Annotated in this window: 16 protein-coding genes; 2 read left to right on the plus strand and 14 right to left on the minus strand. The window is 65.4% G+C overall.

The genetic code is table 11. From position 1 onward, the window contains the following. The first annotated feature begins 114 nt into the window (after window positions 1-114). The gene (locus tag E2N92_RS04175) at window positions 115-1,443 is read left to right on the plus strand and encodes an AIR synthase-related protein (RefSeq protein WP_220682434.1); all 1,329 of its coding nucleotides are present in this window, start codon (window positions 115-117) and stop codon (window positions 1,441-1,443) included. A gap of 1,324 nt (window positions 1,444-2,767) precedes the next feature. Here the strand turns inward: E2N92_RS04175 and E2N92_RS04180 are convergent. The 10 genes from E2N92_RS04180 to E2N92_RS04225 are packed head-to-tail and all read right to left on the minus strand — an operon-like array spanning window position 2,768 to window position 10,610. After that, window positions 2,768-3,496 (minus strand): class I SAM-dependent methyltransferase, encoded by a 729-nt coding sequence (locus tag E2N92_RS04180; RefSeq protein WP_246589308.1) that lies wholly within the window; start codon window positions 3,494-3,496, stop codon window positions 2,768-2,770. After that, on the minus strand, window positions 3,493-4,491 hold the full coding sequence (locus tag E2N92_RS04185; protein WP_220682435.1) for a replication factor C small subunit: 999 nt from the start codon (window positions 4,489-4,491) through the stop codon (window positions 3,493-3,495). Before E2N92_RS04185 ends, E2N92_RS04180 begins: the two co-directional genes overlap by 4 nt. Further along, a complete protein-coding gene (locus tag E2N92_RS04190) occupies window positions 4,478-5,224 on the minus strand; it encodes a 4-phosphopantoate--beta-alanine ligase (protein ID WP_220682436.1) in 747 nt (248 codons plus the stop codon). The genes E2N92_RS04185 and E2N92_RS04190 overlap by 14 nt, the downstream gene beginning before the upstream one ends. Continuing rightward, window positions 5,221-6,087 (minus strand): pantoate kinase, encoded by an 867-nt coding sequence (locus E2N92_RS04195; protein WP_220682437.1) that lies wholly within the window; start codon window positions 6,085-6,087, stop codon window positions 5,221-5,223. The genes E2N92_RS04190 and E2N92_RS04195 overlap by 4 nt, the downstream gene beginning before the upstream one ends. After that, window positions 6,069-7,211 (minus strand): bifunctional phosphopantothenoylcysteine decarboxylase/phosphopantothenate--cysteine ligase CoaBC, encoded by a 1,143-nt coding sequence (coaBC, locus tag E2N92_RS04200; RefSeq protein WP_220682438.1) that lies wholly within the window; start codon window positions 7,209-7,211, stop codon window positions 6,069-6,071. Before coaBC ends, E2N92_RS04195 begins: the two co-directional genes overlap by 19 nt. Next, complete coding sequence (locus E2N92_RS04205) at window positions 7,208-8,077, minus strand: class I SAM-dependent methyltransferase (RefSeq protein ID WP_220682439.1); 870 nt, start codon at window positions 8,075-8,077, stop codon at window positions 7,208-7,210. Before E2N92_RS04205 ends, coaBC begins: the two co-directional genes overlap by 4 nt. A gap of 2 nt (window positions 8,078-8,079) precedes the next feature. Then, window positions 8,080-9,120 (minus strand): 60S ribosomal export protein NMD3, encoded by a 1,041-nt coding sequence (locus E2N92_RS04210; RefSeq protein WP_220682440.1) that lies wholly within the window; start codon window positions 9,118-9,120, stop codon window positions 8,080-8,082. Between the two features lie 2 nt (window positions 9,121-9,122). Beyond that, window positions 9,123-9,413: a DUF424 domain-containing protein gene (locus tag E2N92_RS04215; protein ID WP_220682441.1), complete on the minus strand. Its 291-nt coding sequence runs from the start codon at window positions 9,411-9,413 to the stop codon at window positions 9,123-9,125. Between the two features lie 44 nt (window positions 9,414-9,457). Further along, window positions 9,458-10,285, minus strand: coding sequence for a TatD family hydrolase (locus E2N92_RS04220; RefSeq protein WP_220682442.1), 828 nt, complete (start codon window positions 10,283-10,285; stop codon window positions 9,458-9,460). After that, the gene (locus tag E2N92_RS04225; protein ID WP_220682443.1) at window positions 10,272-10,610 is read right to left on the minus strand and encodes a dihydroneopterin aldolase family protein; all 339 of its coding nucleotides are present in this window, start codon (window positions 10,608-10,610) and stop codon (window positions 10,272-10,274) included. Before E2N92_RS04225 ends, E2N92_RS04220 begins: the two co-directional genes overlap by 14 nt. Before the next feature lie 18 nt (window positions 10,611-10,628). Here E2N92_RS04225 and E2N92_RS04230 point away from each other — a divergent pair, with 18 nt between their 5' ends. Next, entirely contained in the window at window positions 10,629-10,853 is a 225-nt protein-coding gene (locus E2N92_RS04230) for a hypothetical protein (protein ID WP_220682444.1), read from the plus strand. 9 nt (window positions 10,854-10,862) lie between these two features. Here E2N92_RS04230 and E2N92_RS04235 read toward each other — a convergent pair whose 3' ends face one another. The 4 genes from E2N92_RS04235 to E2N92_RS04250 form a co-directional block, all read right to left on the minus strand. After that, window positions 10,863-11,411 (minus strand): YIP1 family protein, encoded by a 549-nt coding sequence (locus E2N92_RS04235; protein ID WP_220682445.1) that lies wholly within the window; start codon window positions 11,409-11,411, stop codon window positions 10,863-10,865. 23 nt (window positions 11,412-11,434) lie between these two features. Continuing rightward, on the minus strand, window positions 11,435-12,511 hold the full coding sequence (locus E2N92_RS04240) for a DUF4367 domain-containing protein (protein ID WP_220682446.1): 1,077 nt from the start codon (window positions 12,509-12,511) through the stop codon (window positions 11,435-11,437). Window positions 12,512-13,060: 549 nt separating this feature from the next. After that, window positions 13,061-13,426: a hypothetical protein gene (locus E2N92_RS04245; RefSeq protein WP_220682447.1), complete on the minus strand. Its 366-nt coding sequence runs from the start codon at window positions 13,424-13,426 to the stop codon at window positions 13,061-13,063. Window positions 13,427-13,465: 39 nt separating this feature from the next. Further along, window positions 13,466-14,413 (minus strand): calcium-dependent protein kinase, encoded by a 948-nt coding sequence (locus tag E2N92_RS04250; protein WP_220682448.1) that lies wholly within the window; start codon window positions 14,411-14,413, stop codon window positions 13,466-13,468. Between the last annotated feature and the right edge of the window lie 2 nt (window positions 14,414-14,415).

A 14,415-nucleotide genomic window follows, 5' to 3' on the forward strand; every position in this document is an offset into this window, starting at 1 on the left:
CACATACCGGACAGGCCGGCACCCTCCCAGTGGGACGCCCCCGATATCAACCCTTGCCCCTCCCGCACGGCCACCCATCACTGCCTTTAACATGGCTCCGGTCGACCTCTTTTCATGGACATCGAGGGATTCGCCCGCCGCGAACGTGCGGCAGGCAGGAGCAGGGAGGACGTGGTCGAAGCCCTCACCGACAGGATCCTTGAGATCAAGAGCGGCGTCTCCAGGGCATATGCCCGGCAGTTCGCCGCGGCCGTCGTCGAGGAGGTGGAGAACACCTCAGGGCTGACCGGCGACCTCTTCGAATACGAACATGCAAACGTCACGATGGGCGAGTTCGGCGTCGGGTCCAGGGGCCGGGGCGACTTCTTCGCCCACCGCCAGTTCCCCAGGATCATCGGGAAGGCCGCGGCCGCCGTCGGCGTCGACGAGATGGACGACGCCGGGGCCGTCAGGGCCGGCGGAGAATACATCATCACCACCGTCGACGGGATGCACTCGCGCCTCTCCGACTTCCCCTTCCTCGCCGGGTTCCATGTGACCCGGGCGACGCTCCGCGACGCCTACGTGATGGGTGCGCACCCCATCGCTCTCCTCTCCGACATCCACGTCGCCGACGACGGCGACGTCGCCAAGATCTTCGACTACACCGCCGGGATCGCCGCCGTCGCCGAGGCGATGAATGTCCCGCTGGTGACCGGGTCGACCCTTCGCATCGGCGGGGACATGGTCATCGGCGACCGGATGACCGGGTGCGTCGGGGCCGTCGGGGTCGCCGACCACCTCACCGCCCGCAAAGAGACCAGGCCCGGCGACGTGCTGCTCATGACCGCCGGCGCGGGCGGCGGGACCATCGCCACCACCGCCCTGTACTTCGGCCGCTCCGAGGTCGTCGAGGAGACGATCAACCTCCACTTCCTCAAGGCCTGCGAGGCGCTCCTCAGGAGCCCGGTCCTCGAGCAGATCCACACCATGACCGACGTCACCAACGGCGGACTCCGCGGCGACGTCTACGAGATGGCCGAGACCGCCGACTGCAAGATCGTCGTCGACGACGGCAACCTCAGGAAACTCGTGCAGCCGCAGGTGCTGGAGATGCTCGACGACCTGGAGATCGACTATCTCGGCGTCTCCCTCGACGCCCTCCTCATCGTCGTCCCCCCCGAATATGCCGATGAGGTCATGGCCGTCGTCAGGTCTGCCGGCGTCCCGATCGCGGAGATCGGGTACGTCGAGGAAGGCCCGGCGGCGTCGGTCCTCATCTCCGAGGGCGAGGAGCGGGACTTCCAGCCGCGGTTCAGGGAATCGGCCTACACCCCGGTGAAGAAGGTCGTGGACACCGAACCGCGCGACTTCGAGGAGATGAAGGAGCAGGTCCGCCGCGCCGCCGACGCCGCGGTGGCGAAAAAAGAGCGGATCCTCAGAAGGCTCCAGAATACCGGGTGAAGCGGGGAGAGATCTGCCCGGATCAGCCCCGGTTTCGGGACCGGCCACCCCGATTCCCGGCCGGATCGGGGAGATCGAGCGATCTCCCCGGAATAATCCTGTTTTCCAGAATACGCCCCGAAAACCGCGGCCATAAACGCCCCCTGATGAGCCATATGACCGGAAGTGATATTGCCAGTCAGATGACCACAGTGCGGCGGCCAGGGGGCGTCGTGAATGCCCGGATATCGGCGCGATTTTGAAGGGATCATGGGAGCTTTTGAGCCATAATACGGCCATTTATACGCCCAATCCCTGTAAAGAGGCCATTCGCTCGAAGATCTTTTTCGACCCTTTCTCTTCATGCCCCCGGTCCGGGCCGGGGCCATCCTGATCCCGGGGAGAATACGCCCATATCGGCCCCCGATTCGGGATCTGCCAGACCGATCGCGGCCCGTACCGGGCAAATCGAGCAATCTCGTCAGAATAGGCTCAATTTCCCGATCATGCCATGGAAACCACCCCCATAAACGCCCCCTGACGGGCGTTATGATTGGAAGTAATGCTGAGGTCAGGAGAGCCGCGGTACGCGGGCCAGGGGCCGTTGTAAACGCCCGGAGATCGGCGCGATTTTGAAGGGAGACAGGAAGGCTTTTCTGAGATGATAAAATGCCGTTGAAATCGTTTCGAAGCCCAATGGGCCATCCGAAAGGCTGGCCGCCCGAAGGATCAGACCGGGGACCACGCTCTATCCTTCAGAACCGGTTCAGTTGAATCTGGCATGAAGCGAGAACACGCCCCAAGCATGCCTGATGATAATTTGGCTCTGGAGAATTCGGCATGAACCCCGGGTTCAAGCATACGGGATGAAAATTCTCGTTGGTCTCGAGGGCGTGTGGATCCATGCTCCTTCGTCGGAGCAGAACCCGCCCTCGGGCCACCACCTCCTTGCCGCCCCCCGGCGCGAGACAGCGGGAAAGATCCTGCGATGAGGACGGCGATGGATTGAGGTCTCCACCAATTCTCCGGTCTTGAAAAGAGAGAGCAAGCGACGAGAAATTATCATCCCGCATGTTTGAGGCGTGCTTCCGCTTCATGAGCAATTCTACAAAGCCAAAAATATCTCATCGGTTGCTCTCTCTCATCAAGGCAAGAGAATCGGTGGAGCCCATGTTCCAGTGCCGCCCCCGCCTATCTCCATCGTGGAGGATTCCGGGGGGTCGGCGGGAAAGAGTCTACGATGAGGGCGGCACGCTGCAAAGATCATCACGCCTTCCACACCACCCCGCCGGGGGGGGCCAGCCCCCCGCAGAGATAGGTATCCCGAGCATTTCCACGAAGCCGATTATTCCTCTTTTTTCCCGCTCGCACAGAGGTTGAAGGCGAGGTACGGCACCCGGCGTTCCACAAAGGGCTCGAACCGCCGGGTGAATTCGAAGATCGGTTTCGCCAGGTTCACATGCGCGAAGGAACAGCGGCGGGTCTCGACCCCGGTGAACCCGGCCGCCGTGAAGAGCGCACAGATCTCCTCGTCCGAATAATAATGCTCGTCGAAGTCGCCGACCCCCACCCGGCCCCAGTGCACTTTCTCCCCGATCTTGTAGACCGCCGGGAGGGCCGCGGTGAAGAGGTTGTGGCCGAGCGTGCAGATCGCGACCCGGCCGCCCGGACGCAGCACCCGGTAGACCTCGTCGAGCATCGCCGCCGGGTCCTGGACATAACTGAACGCCAGGATACTCGAGACCGCGTCGAAGGAATTGTCCCTGAAGGGGAGGTAGTCGGCCGTGCCGGTAATCAGGTGGTCGAGCCGGTTCCTGGACCGCCCCTCCCGCAGCATCGCCGGGGAGAGATCGAGCCCGACCGCCCGGCCGCCGCCGTGGGAGAGATAATAATTCATGAACAGCCCGGTCCCGCATCCGATATCAAGGAGGTCGCCGCCCTTCGGGAGACAGCACATCACCTGCTCCCTGATATGCCCGTGATACCGCTCGCCGACATCGCCCCCATACCGCGAGTCATAGACCTCCGCGACGTGGTCGTAGTGCTCCTGCACCTTCTCCAGGTTCTCTTTCAAAAAAACACCTCCCTGCTGATCCTGGCCAGCAGGGCATTGATCTGGACGTATTCGTTCCCACCCCTCAGGATCCCGAGTTCTGCATCGGCCAGGGCGACCGCGGTCCGCGGGTCGGCATAGGCCCGGTCGGCCGCCCGCGCCAGTTCCCTGATCACCTCGTGGCCGGTCAGCCCGTAATCGATGAGCATCGACTCGGCCCGCTGCCGTGCGCCCTGAATATCCTTCTTTGCCAGGGCCTCGAAGATCGAGGTGGCCATTGTTTCGGTCTCCGACGTTGCCGTCGCCGCAAGGTCGACCTCTCCCCCGGACCCGGCATAGAGTTGAAGGAGGAGGATCGCCCGGCGGAGGTCGCCGCCTGCCGCCGGGACGATGAGGTCGAGGTCGGCCGGCCCGACCTGGTCGGCGCCGACGCCCTCGGCCGCCATCACCTCCTCGAGCCTCCGTCTCACCACCCGGTCAGGGAGGGGGACGAAGGTGAGCGGGAGACAGCGCGAGGCGATCGCCGGGATGATCGCACTCTGGTTGGAAGTGAGGAAGACGAACCGGCACGTCCGCGAGTAGCGCTCCATCGTCCGGCGGAGCGCCTGCTGCGCATCGCGGGTGAGGGCGCCGGCGCCCTCGAAGACCAGGAGCCTGAACTCGGCGTCCAGCGGACGGATCGAGGCGTACCACCGCACCACGTTCTTGAAGTTCGAGATGACACTCTCGTCTTTCCGGTAGATATGCGCAAACCGTTCCTCGGCCTCGAAATACTTCTTCCCCCCCTCGAAGAGGTCGGCCGTCGGGAGGACGGTGGTATTCTCCTGCCAGTGCGTGCCGTACAGCGCCCGCGCCAGCGCCTCGACGGCCACGCTCTTGCCGGTGCCCGGGGCGCCGACGACCAGGAGGTGCGGGACGTTCTTGCTCGCGGCAAAGGAGGAGAGGACCCGCACCACCTCGTCCTGCCCCAGGATCTCCGAAAACTCGGTCGGCCGGTACTTCTCACTCCAGAGCATCGGCCACCTCCTCCAGGCGCCGGGCCATCGTCCTGAGCGCCTCCTCCAGGAAGACGCGGTTGTCCACGTCGGCCGCCAGCGCCCGCACCTCATCGTCAGAGAGCGTGCGGCAGGCCGTGGTGATCGCCGGGACCGCCCGCGTCACCTCGTCGATGACCGCCAGCGTCGCGGTTTGGGCCGTCCTGGAGAGCGGGTTGAGGTCGATGGTGATGACCTTCTTCCCCATCCGGCGCAGGGCCTCGCACCGGTCGCCGTCCTCCAGCGGGACCAGGACCAGGTCGGCCCCGCCGATCCCCTCGGGGAGGCAGAGAGCCCGGTCATGGGAGAGCGGGATCAGCCGTTCCGAGGTGCCGGTGAGCACCGCAACACCGTGCTCCTCCAGGAGGGCGGTGATCTTTGCCATCCGCTCCTCGGTCCGGTGGAAGAGGTTCACCTCCACCGCCGCCCCGCTCGCCTCCTGGAGGGCGGCGAGCTGATGGGCGCAGAGGGCCGCCGTGTTCCCGTTCACCGAGATGACCGGGCGCTCGGCCGAGAGGAGCATCGCCGCCGCGGCCAGTTCGGCCCGCGCGGCGCTTTCGGTCGTCTGCTCGCCCAGGAGATAGTCGAAGGCCTCGCCCCGGCCCTGGGCGATCAAGCCCTCGGGGGCGACGAGTTTCGCCCACATCGCCTCTGTCAAACGGTCGCGGACCATCAACGCCGCATAGCGCGGGTGGTCTTTCGGGATCTCGGTCATGATTCACGCACCTCCACCAGTCTGAACCCTTCCTCCGCCACGCTGAGCGGGTAGACGTCGCCGAACCCTGCGAGCACCTCGCCAGCACCCTCGCCCGCGGCAAAGACGCCGAGCCCGAGCATCGTCATGCTCGCCGGCACCCCGGCCTCGTCGCAGGCGTCGAGGGCCGCACGCACCTCTGGCCTCACCAGCCCGCTCTTCTCGGCGAACGCACGCGAGAAAGAGAAGAACTCGGCGAAGTCGCGGGGACATTCGGGCGGGAAGGCTGCGGCCACCCGCGCGAGTTGTTCGGGAGAACCGATCACCTCGGGGGTGGGCAGCGGCCCGAAGGAGAGGGCGTGGACCGTCTCGTCGGTCATCACCCGCGTGATCCTGGCACCGGCAGTCCCCGGGCCTTCCCGGCAGACGACGCCGCCGCCCTGGCAGGCCGCCACATCGCCAAGTCCCGTGTTGTGCACCACCTCGGCCCGGTGGGCGAGGGCCGCGACCCCCTCCCGGCCGAGGCCCAGGTCGAAGAGGGCATCGAGGGCCGTGGCCGAGGCAAGGAGCGCCGCCGCCGAGAGCCCGAAGCCCGAGCCGATCGGGAGATGGCAGGTCGTCTCCACCCTGGCGGCGACCCCGAGTTCGGTCATCAGGTACTCGACCGGCGGCGCACCCGTCGACTCAGAGAGCGTTCGGCCGCGGCCGTCGACCTGCCTGATCACCACGCAGGGACGGTCGGCCGCGGACGCCGTGACCCTGACACCCTCGTCGACGACGATCCCGGCGCCGAGGCTCCCGGTCGTCTCCGGCGTCTCGCCGGCCACCTTCTTGAAATATCCGGAGATGTGCCCCGGACAGAAGGCTACAGCAGTGCGGACCATATCGCCTCTGCAACCTCCTCTTTGGTCCCTGAGACCGGGGTCTTCCCTTCGGCCGTCAGGATCTCAAATGCTCCGCCCGTCGCCCCCATCGCGGGCGGCGTATTCATCACCACCATGCTCACTCCAGTCTTCTCGATCATTGCCCGTGCCCGTGCTTCCTCGGCCCACCCGAGTTTGAAGGCGACCGCCGTCCCCTCGAACCCCTCGATCACGGCGTCGAGCACCTTCGGGAGGGGACGGAGGGCGAGGTCCACCGGCGTCCCGCTCGGGATCTTTCCGCGCGCCCGCACCGGGGCGAAGTCCGAGATCGCCGCCGCCGAGATATAATAGTCGGCGCCCGCACGCACCGCCGAGAGGGCGGCCTCCATCATCTCGGCCGCCGTATCCACCGGTATATTCTTCACGCACGGCACCGCGGGCCCTGCGTGGACGATCGTCACGTCCGCCCCGAGCCTGAAGGCCTCCAGGGCCAGCGCCCGGCCCATCCTCCCGGTCGACCTGGAGGTGAGCACCCGCACGTCGTCGACCGGTTCGGCACAGGCGCCGCTGGTGACGACCACCCGTCTGCCCGCGAGCGGTCGGCCCGAGAGGGCGCGCTCGACATGGAGGACGATCTCTTCGATGCCGGCGATCTTCGCCTTCTCTTCCTCGATCCTGGGCGGGACCACGTCGATCCCCCACCTGCGGAGCTTCTCCAGGTTCTCCACCACGCCGGGGTGGCGGTACATGCTCTCGTGCATCGCCGGCACGACCACCACCGGCATCCCGCGGCCCAGGGCCGTCGTCGCGAAGGTGGTCACCGGGGTATCGTCGATCCCGACGGCGATCTTGCCGATCGTATTCGCGGTGCAGGGCGCGACGAGGAGGAGGTCGGCACACCCCCCTTCGCCGCAGTAGAGCACATGCTCCACCATCCCGGTGCACCGGGTGATCGCCTCCCGTCCGGTGGCGTAGGTGAGGGCGTCAGGATGAACGATCCCGCACGCCGCCCCGCTCATCACCGCCTGCACCGTCGCCCCGCGGCGCCGGAGTTCGTGGGCGAGTTTCACCGTCTCGACGGCGGCGATGCTCCCGGTGACCGCAAGGACCACCGTCTTTCCGTTCAGCCTTCCGCCATCACTCATGAGAGCACCACATCGTGTACGACATGCCATATATGCGGCCCATATTTCTTTACTTTGCGGGTTGTAACCTCCGCCGCAAACCCGGCGCCCTCTGCCGCCGCCCTGGCCGCCGCTGTGGCGTCCCCCAGGGCGTGGAGATGGATGACCGTCCCGGCCTCTGCATGGGCGAGGGCCGCGGGGAAGAAATCGGGGGCGTCGAAGTGGCCCATCACCACCCGGTCGTAGACGCCGTCGAGGAGGTCGCGGCAGTCGTCGTTCTCGGGTCGCACCCGCTCTTCAAGTCGGTTCTCGTGAACATTTCTCTGGAGGTACCCAAAAGAGACGGGGTTGATCTCCATCGCGTGCACCTTCGCCCCCGCAGACGCCATCGGGACCGTGAAATACCCGATCCCGGCGAACATATCGGCCACCCGCTCGCCGGGCGCGACGACCCGGCCCATCAACCGCCGCTCCTCCAGGTTGCCCTGGGCGAACATCACCTCAGCCGGGTTGAGCCAGTAGCGAAACCCGTTCTCGTGGTGACAGACCGGGTGGGGCTCGCCGTACAGCACCTCGGTGCTGGGGAGACGGCGGACCCCGTCGATCCCGCCGAGGTACAGCACGCAGGCCGGAGAGCGCCATGCCAGGATCGCCGCCACCTCCTCGTCGGTGGGGCGGGGACCGTGGAGGACGGCGGTGTCCCCCACCATCTGGAATGAGCGGCCCTCGTACGGCCGGCGCTCCGGCAGGTCGAGGTCGGCCTCATACCCGTCCCGCACCGGGACATAGGCCAGACCTTCCTCGACATAGGGGCGGCGGGACGGGTCGGCCCACACCTCCCGCATCGCCGCCGCGAGGCCGGCCCTGGAGACCGTGCGCACCCGCATGCTCACCCGACAAGGACGAGCCGTTCGGTCTCCTCGTCCCTGAGGATCCGGATCGTCCCCCCGTCCTCGACCTGGAGCCAGGGAACCGCCCGGCACTCGACCGGCGCCTGGGTCCCGGGGTCGAGGAGCCCGATGACGTCGCCGTCATGGTAGGTGACCAGGGCGTTCTCGGCGTCGCCCACATTGCCGACAAGCCGTTCGATCTCGTCCTCGGCAATAAAACGCGCCGTGCCTTCTTTGAGGTCGTAGACCTGAAGGCGGCCGTGGCCCGCGCCCCGCACCTCCATATACCCCTTGCGGACGACGACGACGTCGCCGGTCTGGAACCTGGGGAGGCGGACGAGATAGGTGACGCGGTACAGACGCTTGCCGTCCCTCTCGCCGACGAGTTTGGGGTGAGTGGTCATCTTCCCGCCGAGGACGGAGCAGAGCTGGGAGGAGATGATCTGCCCGATGTGCTGGGAACCGACGACGATGTCGATGCCGTCCTTCGTCTCGTCGATACTCGAGACAAACGAGAGACGTTCTCCGGCCTCCTGGAGCCCGTCCTCGGTCTCCTCCGCGATTCTCATCGCCCGGTCCATCTCGCGGCCCGAGGGTTTCCGGCCGGTAGCCCTGAGCTGGATGATCCCCTCGTAATACCCGCCGCTGATCCGGTTGCACCGGTCACACTGCTCTTTTATCCAGACGATCTTGACCTTGCAGGTCCCTGAGACCTCGACGCCGTACAGTCTTCCCGAGACCGTCAGGTCGACGAAGGTCCGGTTCGGCGTCGGGTCGGTATAGGTCAGCGTCGTCTCGGCACCCCGGAGATCGGGGTGGAGGATGAGGGCCGCGAGGGCGATCTCGTTGACCAGGGTCTCGTGGTCGACGGTGGTGTCGGTCCAGGTCCTGCCGTGCTTCTGGGAACCGCAGACCGGACAGAAGATACTCTCCACCCTGGGCTCGCACTTCAGCCACTCGGTCTCCGCCGCCCGGCACTCGTTGCAGAGCCCGGCCGAGGGTTTGCCGCAGCGCGGGCAGACGCTCCTGAGGATCTCCATGGTCAGAGGGAGAAGATGAGGGCGTGCGGGACGTTGCCGATCGTCATGCAGCCCTCCCTGGTGATCAGTCCCATCGCGACCGCGACCCCGACCGCCTCTTCGCCGATGAGGTTGGCGTTGGAGGCACCGCGGAGGGCGGCCCGCACTTCCTCTTCGGTCGCGGGCGTCGAGCCGTAAAAGGCCTCGGTGACGGCGATCTCGACATCACCGTGGCAGAGGGTGGTGTTGAGCAGGTCTTCGTCGCAGACCGCCACCACGGCACCCTCCCTGGTATGGTGGACCTTGAGGTACATCAGTACGTACGTTGTACGGCGATGGTAAAAAAGAGGTGGATCGTTCAGAGAGAAATTTCGACGCCATAGACCGCAGACGGCGTGTGAGCGTGGATCTGCCAGGCCTGGTCCGCGGTGATCGCACCCGACTCGAGCATCGTGCGGGTGACTCTCGGGACCGATTTGGGGCCGAGCACCGCGCCGGGCCGGGTGTTGTCGTCCATGTAGTCGGTCTCCATCGTGAACCGCCGCCCGGCACGCGCCATTTCGGCAAGCCCTTCCTGTTTGGCGAGGAAGGAGGGCATCAGGGGAGTGTCGGGAGTGGCGTAGTGTTTGACGACGCGGCCGGGGTCCATCCCGGCCCGTCTCGCGAGGTCGACGATGTCGGCGCATGGTCCGCTCTCGGCATGGAGTTGCACCGCACACCCGAGGTCGGCGCCGAGTTCGAGGGCGTGGACGAGCACCTGCTCGGAGGCGGCGGCGACGTCGGGCTCCACCGGGAAGTGGGGGCGACCGCTCTTGAGGGCGACGGCCTTCCCCTCCTCGACATACTCGGCCGCCACGTCGAGTCCGGCGCAGGCAAGGTCGGCGGCGGCGGCAAGCCCGATCCGGTCGGCATATTTCAGGACTTCGATGGGGTGGACGCCGAGGATGGGAAAGACCGTGACGCCCACCTCGCGGACCATCCCGGCGACCCGCAGGGTCTCGTCGAAGGCCGTCCGGTAGTCCTCCCCTCGCCGCGGGCAGACGCCGACGGTGTAGGCCGGGAGGGCGACCATGAAGACGTGCGTCCCGCCGGCACGCTTGAAGTCTTTCGCCGCCTCCACCCCGCGGCCGTGGACCGGGTCGAAGTGGATGTGGTCGTCGGTGATCGGGGTCTCAGGCAGTTTCATCGATAGACCTGATGCTCATGAGAGGATACTCGCCGGTGAAACGGAGGTCGGCGACGCACCGTGCCGTCCCGACCTGCGTGGTGATCTCCACCGAGAACATCGCCCCGGCCAGTTCGGAGTAGCCGAAGGGGTTGGCGGTCATCATCTCGCGGTCCAGAGTGACATGGATCTCCTCGACGTACGGCTGGAGCCCGACGGCCTGCTCGATCGCGGTCTCCACGCTTGCGGCCGTCGCACGGGAGATCGGCGTCCCGACCCACTGGTGGTACAGGGCGCCGAGTTTGATCCCGGCCTCGAAGGCCGCCTGTTCACGGTCACTGCTCATGGAGGATCATGGGCGGTGATGGGATTTATAGGGTGGCGAGGAGGAACGGGGGGCGACGCACACGGCACTGAGAGTGGGAAGGCCGCCTCACCAGCAGGAGAAAAAAATGCTATCCCCCTCTCGCGCGCCGGGAGCCTGACCGCCGCCGTCGAGGAGATGAGAAAAGACGCCGACCGGATCTTCGACGACCTCCTTGAGGTGGCCGGCGAACCGGACGAGACGATGGGGGTCAGGCGGTCGTGAGACCGTCCGCTACACCCAGGTGACCCGTCCCGGCGACGCCCAGGCGACCGAGAAGCCCGGGGCCGCCGCAAGCAGGGCCAGGAGGAGGAGTGGGAGACCGAAGACCAGCACCAGTGCCAGCACCGCCCTCGCCTTCGAAAGGTCCTGGAGTTCCTGCAGCCCGAGATAGAGCAGAAGAACAGACCAGAGGAACCCGACAAGGGCGACGCCGGGAATCCACCCCAGGAGCGCCGTCGGCGTCAGTCCGACGACGGCCACCCTGCAGGTGGTGCCGACGCCGTTGCGTCCGCCGAGTCCATAGACGAAGAGATGGAGCCAGAAAATACCGATACAGACGGTCAGGACCGATGCGATCGCCATCGGGAGCATGAGTTCGGGGGTGAGCCCGCTCACTGCGGCAAGGACGGTCATGATGAGGTTGAAGAGGACGATCACGAGGCCGTACGCCAGGACCGTCCCTGCACGCTCCTGCCGGATCTGCTGGAAGATCCCGGTGGGATGAACGAGGGCTCGAACGATCAGACGAGGATATTTTTGCAGAGCATTCTTCAGGTGCATGAGTTTCTCTCCATACGATGAGGTCACGTCCTCCCCTCCAGGGGGCCGACCGAGGTGGCGATCCGCACCATCACCTCTCTCCGCTCCGGCCCCCCAAGCCGGTAAGCCGTCGTGCCGTCCGACCAGACGAAGATGGCGGCACCGTCTTCCCTGAAATACCGGGCCTCCACCCCGTCGACCATCACCTCTTCGGCGTCTTCGGGGACGGGCGGGACCGGGAGGTCGGCAGGCCGGACCGTGAGCCTGATCTGGTCGGCGTCGTCCTCCCGCGCATAGATCACGGTGGTGGAGAGAGCAGGGATGTGATGGGCCTCGACGAACGCGTACCCCTCAGGGATCCAGGACGGCGCCGGGATGCCGGGGCCTGCGAATGTCTCCAGTTCGTCAAGGCTCTCCACCAAGATCGGGGTGAGAGCAAAGGTCCGTGCCAGGGTGACGTTCGTCCCGGGCGGCGGTTCGAAGACGAAGGTCTCCGCAGGGAATGCCGGGTCCAGATCGACCTCCGCATACTGCGCGGCGATCACCTCGCGCCCCCCTCCATCCAGGAGAGACGCCTCGACCAGGGTCCAGGCCCCGGCATCGATCACCGCCCGCACGCCATAGACCTCGTCGCGCCCGCCGATCGGCGCCGTCCCGATCGGACCGTCGCCTCTTACCTCCACCTCATAGACCGGACGGCCATCGCACTTCCCCTCTGCAACGGAGGAGAGAGGGCCCTCCACGACGGCGGCCACCGCCGCCTGGTACACCTCCCGTCCGGTCTGCGCCTGCCTGACGGTGTCGGCGAAGAGAGAGCTGGCATATGCTGCCGGGATCACCGCGGCGTTGCCCGCGGTCGGGTCATAGATCCAGACCCTCCTGCCGTCGTTGACGACGAGGGTCCCGGCGTACTCGCCTTCGAGATACTCGAAACGGTAGCGCTCCCCGTCTTCAGAAGAGATCCTGGCCGTGGTGTTCCAGTCCTGGGCGGCCAGATCAACAAGGGCCGAGAAGCCGGCGGTCCCGTCATGAACCCGGGCGACCTGCGTCTGCACCTCCGCTGCAGAGGGGGCGTTGCACCCGGCGGCAAGCACCGCGGCGACGAGTAGGACGATGAACATCGCCTGCCAGGGAATCACTTTCCTTACCGGTTCTCCGGTAGGCATGGCCCGGTTTCGGGTTTCTCCATCTGTCTGATAACAGGAATCTTTTCGGTCCATCTTCCAGTGATTGCAGGGGCTTGGTCCTTTCCGACTGTCCGTCTTCTCCCTCCCTCCGAAGAAAGACCGATGCCGGTTCATGCGGCAGGGAGCGGCCGGACCATACCTGCCGCAAAGGCCGGGACCGAAAAGGTGCAGGATTAGAGATTCGTCCTGCGGTTCGCCTCCCGGGATGCCGGCCCTCAAGAGAGATGGGGGGTGCCCCTCCAGGTGGGGCAAAACGCCCTCCTGAAGGGTCAGATGCAGGCACAGGAAGGGAAGTCCGGTGTCATCAGCCCTCGGCCGGAGACAGGCACCCGGTTCCGGCATCCACGGTTACGAGTATATTTTTCTGGTTATATATTGATTGTGTGCCGATTCTATGCACATCCAGAGGAAGAATGGTGGGAAGAAGAACATTTTATCGAAGAGAGGGGTCGGCGTCTTCGGGGTTGTGCCTTGCATTTCACTTTACCGGGGATAAAGTTTCACCGTGCCTTCTCTCTCCTCGACGGCATGCTGAGCACCCCTCAACCGCCAGAGCGCCCGGACGCCATAGACGGCGACCGCCCCTGATATCACAACCCAGGGCGTGCAGATGAATAGCACGAATCTGATATCGAGTGCCATGGGATTGCTGTACCACTGGTCCAGAAATAGAATCGTGATAGAAAGACCCAACCCGAAGACCGGAATACACACAAAGGAGAGAAGAAACCAGGCATACTCGTTCGGCGATATTTTTTCCTCTCTTTTGCCCGTGAAGGAGGGATAGAAGAACCAGACGGCAAAAAAAACCGTCACAATCGGGATCAGATAGATCGATTCAAAGAACATGGCCTGCTCCTCCGCCGGGCAGAGACAGAAAAATCGGGATCATTCCATCTCTCCCTCAACCGCCGCCACGTACTCCCGGTACGGTTCTTCGGCACCGTCATGATAGGCGATCCCCGAGAAGACCCAGACCGGCGCGACGGTGTTCTGTTCGGAGATCCTCGGTTCCATCCAGTACCCGACCGAGATCTCCTCGATCGATACCCGGTCGTACCCGCTCATCTCACAGGGGCGAACGGTCTTTCCGGCCTTCAGGTGATCATATGCCTCCTCTGCGGAGATGACCGGTGTCTCCCCTGCAGCCTCGACCTCACGCCAGCACCTCACCATCCCGACGACATCGCCGCCGTCGCCGATGGTCACCGCCATCTCGTCGCCGTAGACCGGGACGCCGTCGAGTGTCCTCGCGTACCTGACGGCGAGCGTCACATCGTAGATCTCTTCGGGTTCGCTGCTCCCCGCCTGCCAGACCTCGTGCCGCTGGTCCACCTCGACGGCGCTCACCTCCGCACCGGCCGGCAGCAGTCCCCGCTCCTCCAGGAAGGCGTCGGCGATCGCTATCGCTTCATCTCTGGAAGGGAGGGCGGGCGGTTCGGTGACGGCATCGGGGAACATGCGGTCAGGGACTTCATAGAGAACCGCCCCGGAGGCGGGATACATCGAGAGGCGTACGGGACCGTCCTTCGAGTCGTCGACCACCCGGATCTCTCCGGTCCTCTGGTTGCACACCTCCGCCTTTCCGGTCATCCCGAACCGTGCCGCGACCTCCTCCACCGACTGCGTCGTCACCGTCGGCACATCGGTGCGGTACAGAGGGTACGATGCATTGGTCAACTCCGGAAACGCTGTCGACACCTCGAACGCAGTTCCGGCACCCTTCAGGTCTGCCGGCAACGGTCCGCCCTCTCCGTCATCCCCGGGGAAGAGTGAGAATATGGCAAGTACGAGGATGAGGGCGAGAACGCCGGCGATGAGGATGATCTTTTTCATGG

The sequence above is a fragment of the Methanofollis formosanus genome (genome assembly GCF_019633745.1).
GTDB lineage: Archaea > Halobacteriota > Methanomicrobia > Methanomicrobiales > Methanofollaceae > Methanofollis > Methanofollis formosanus.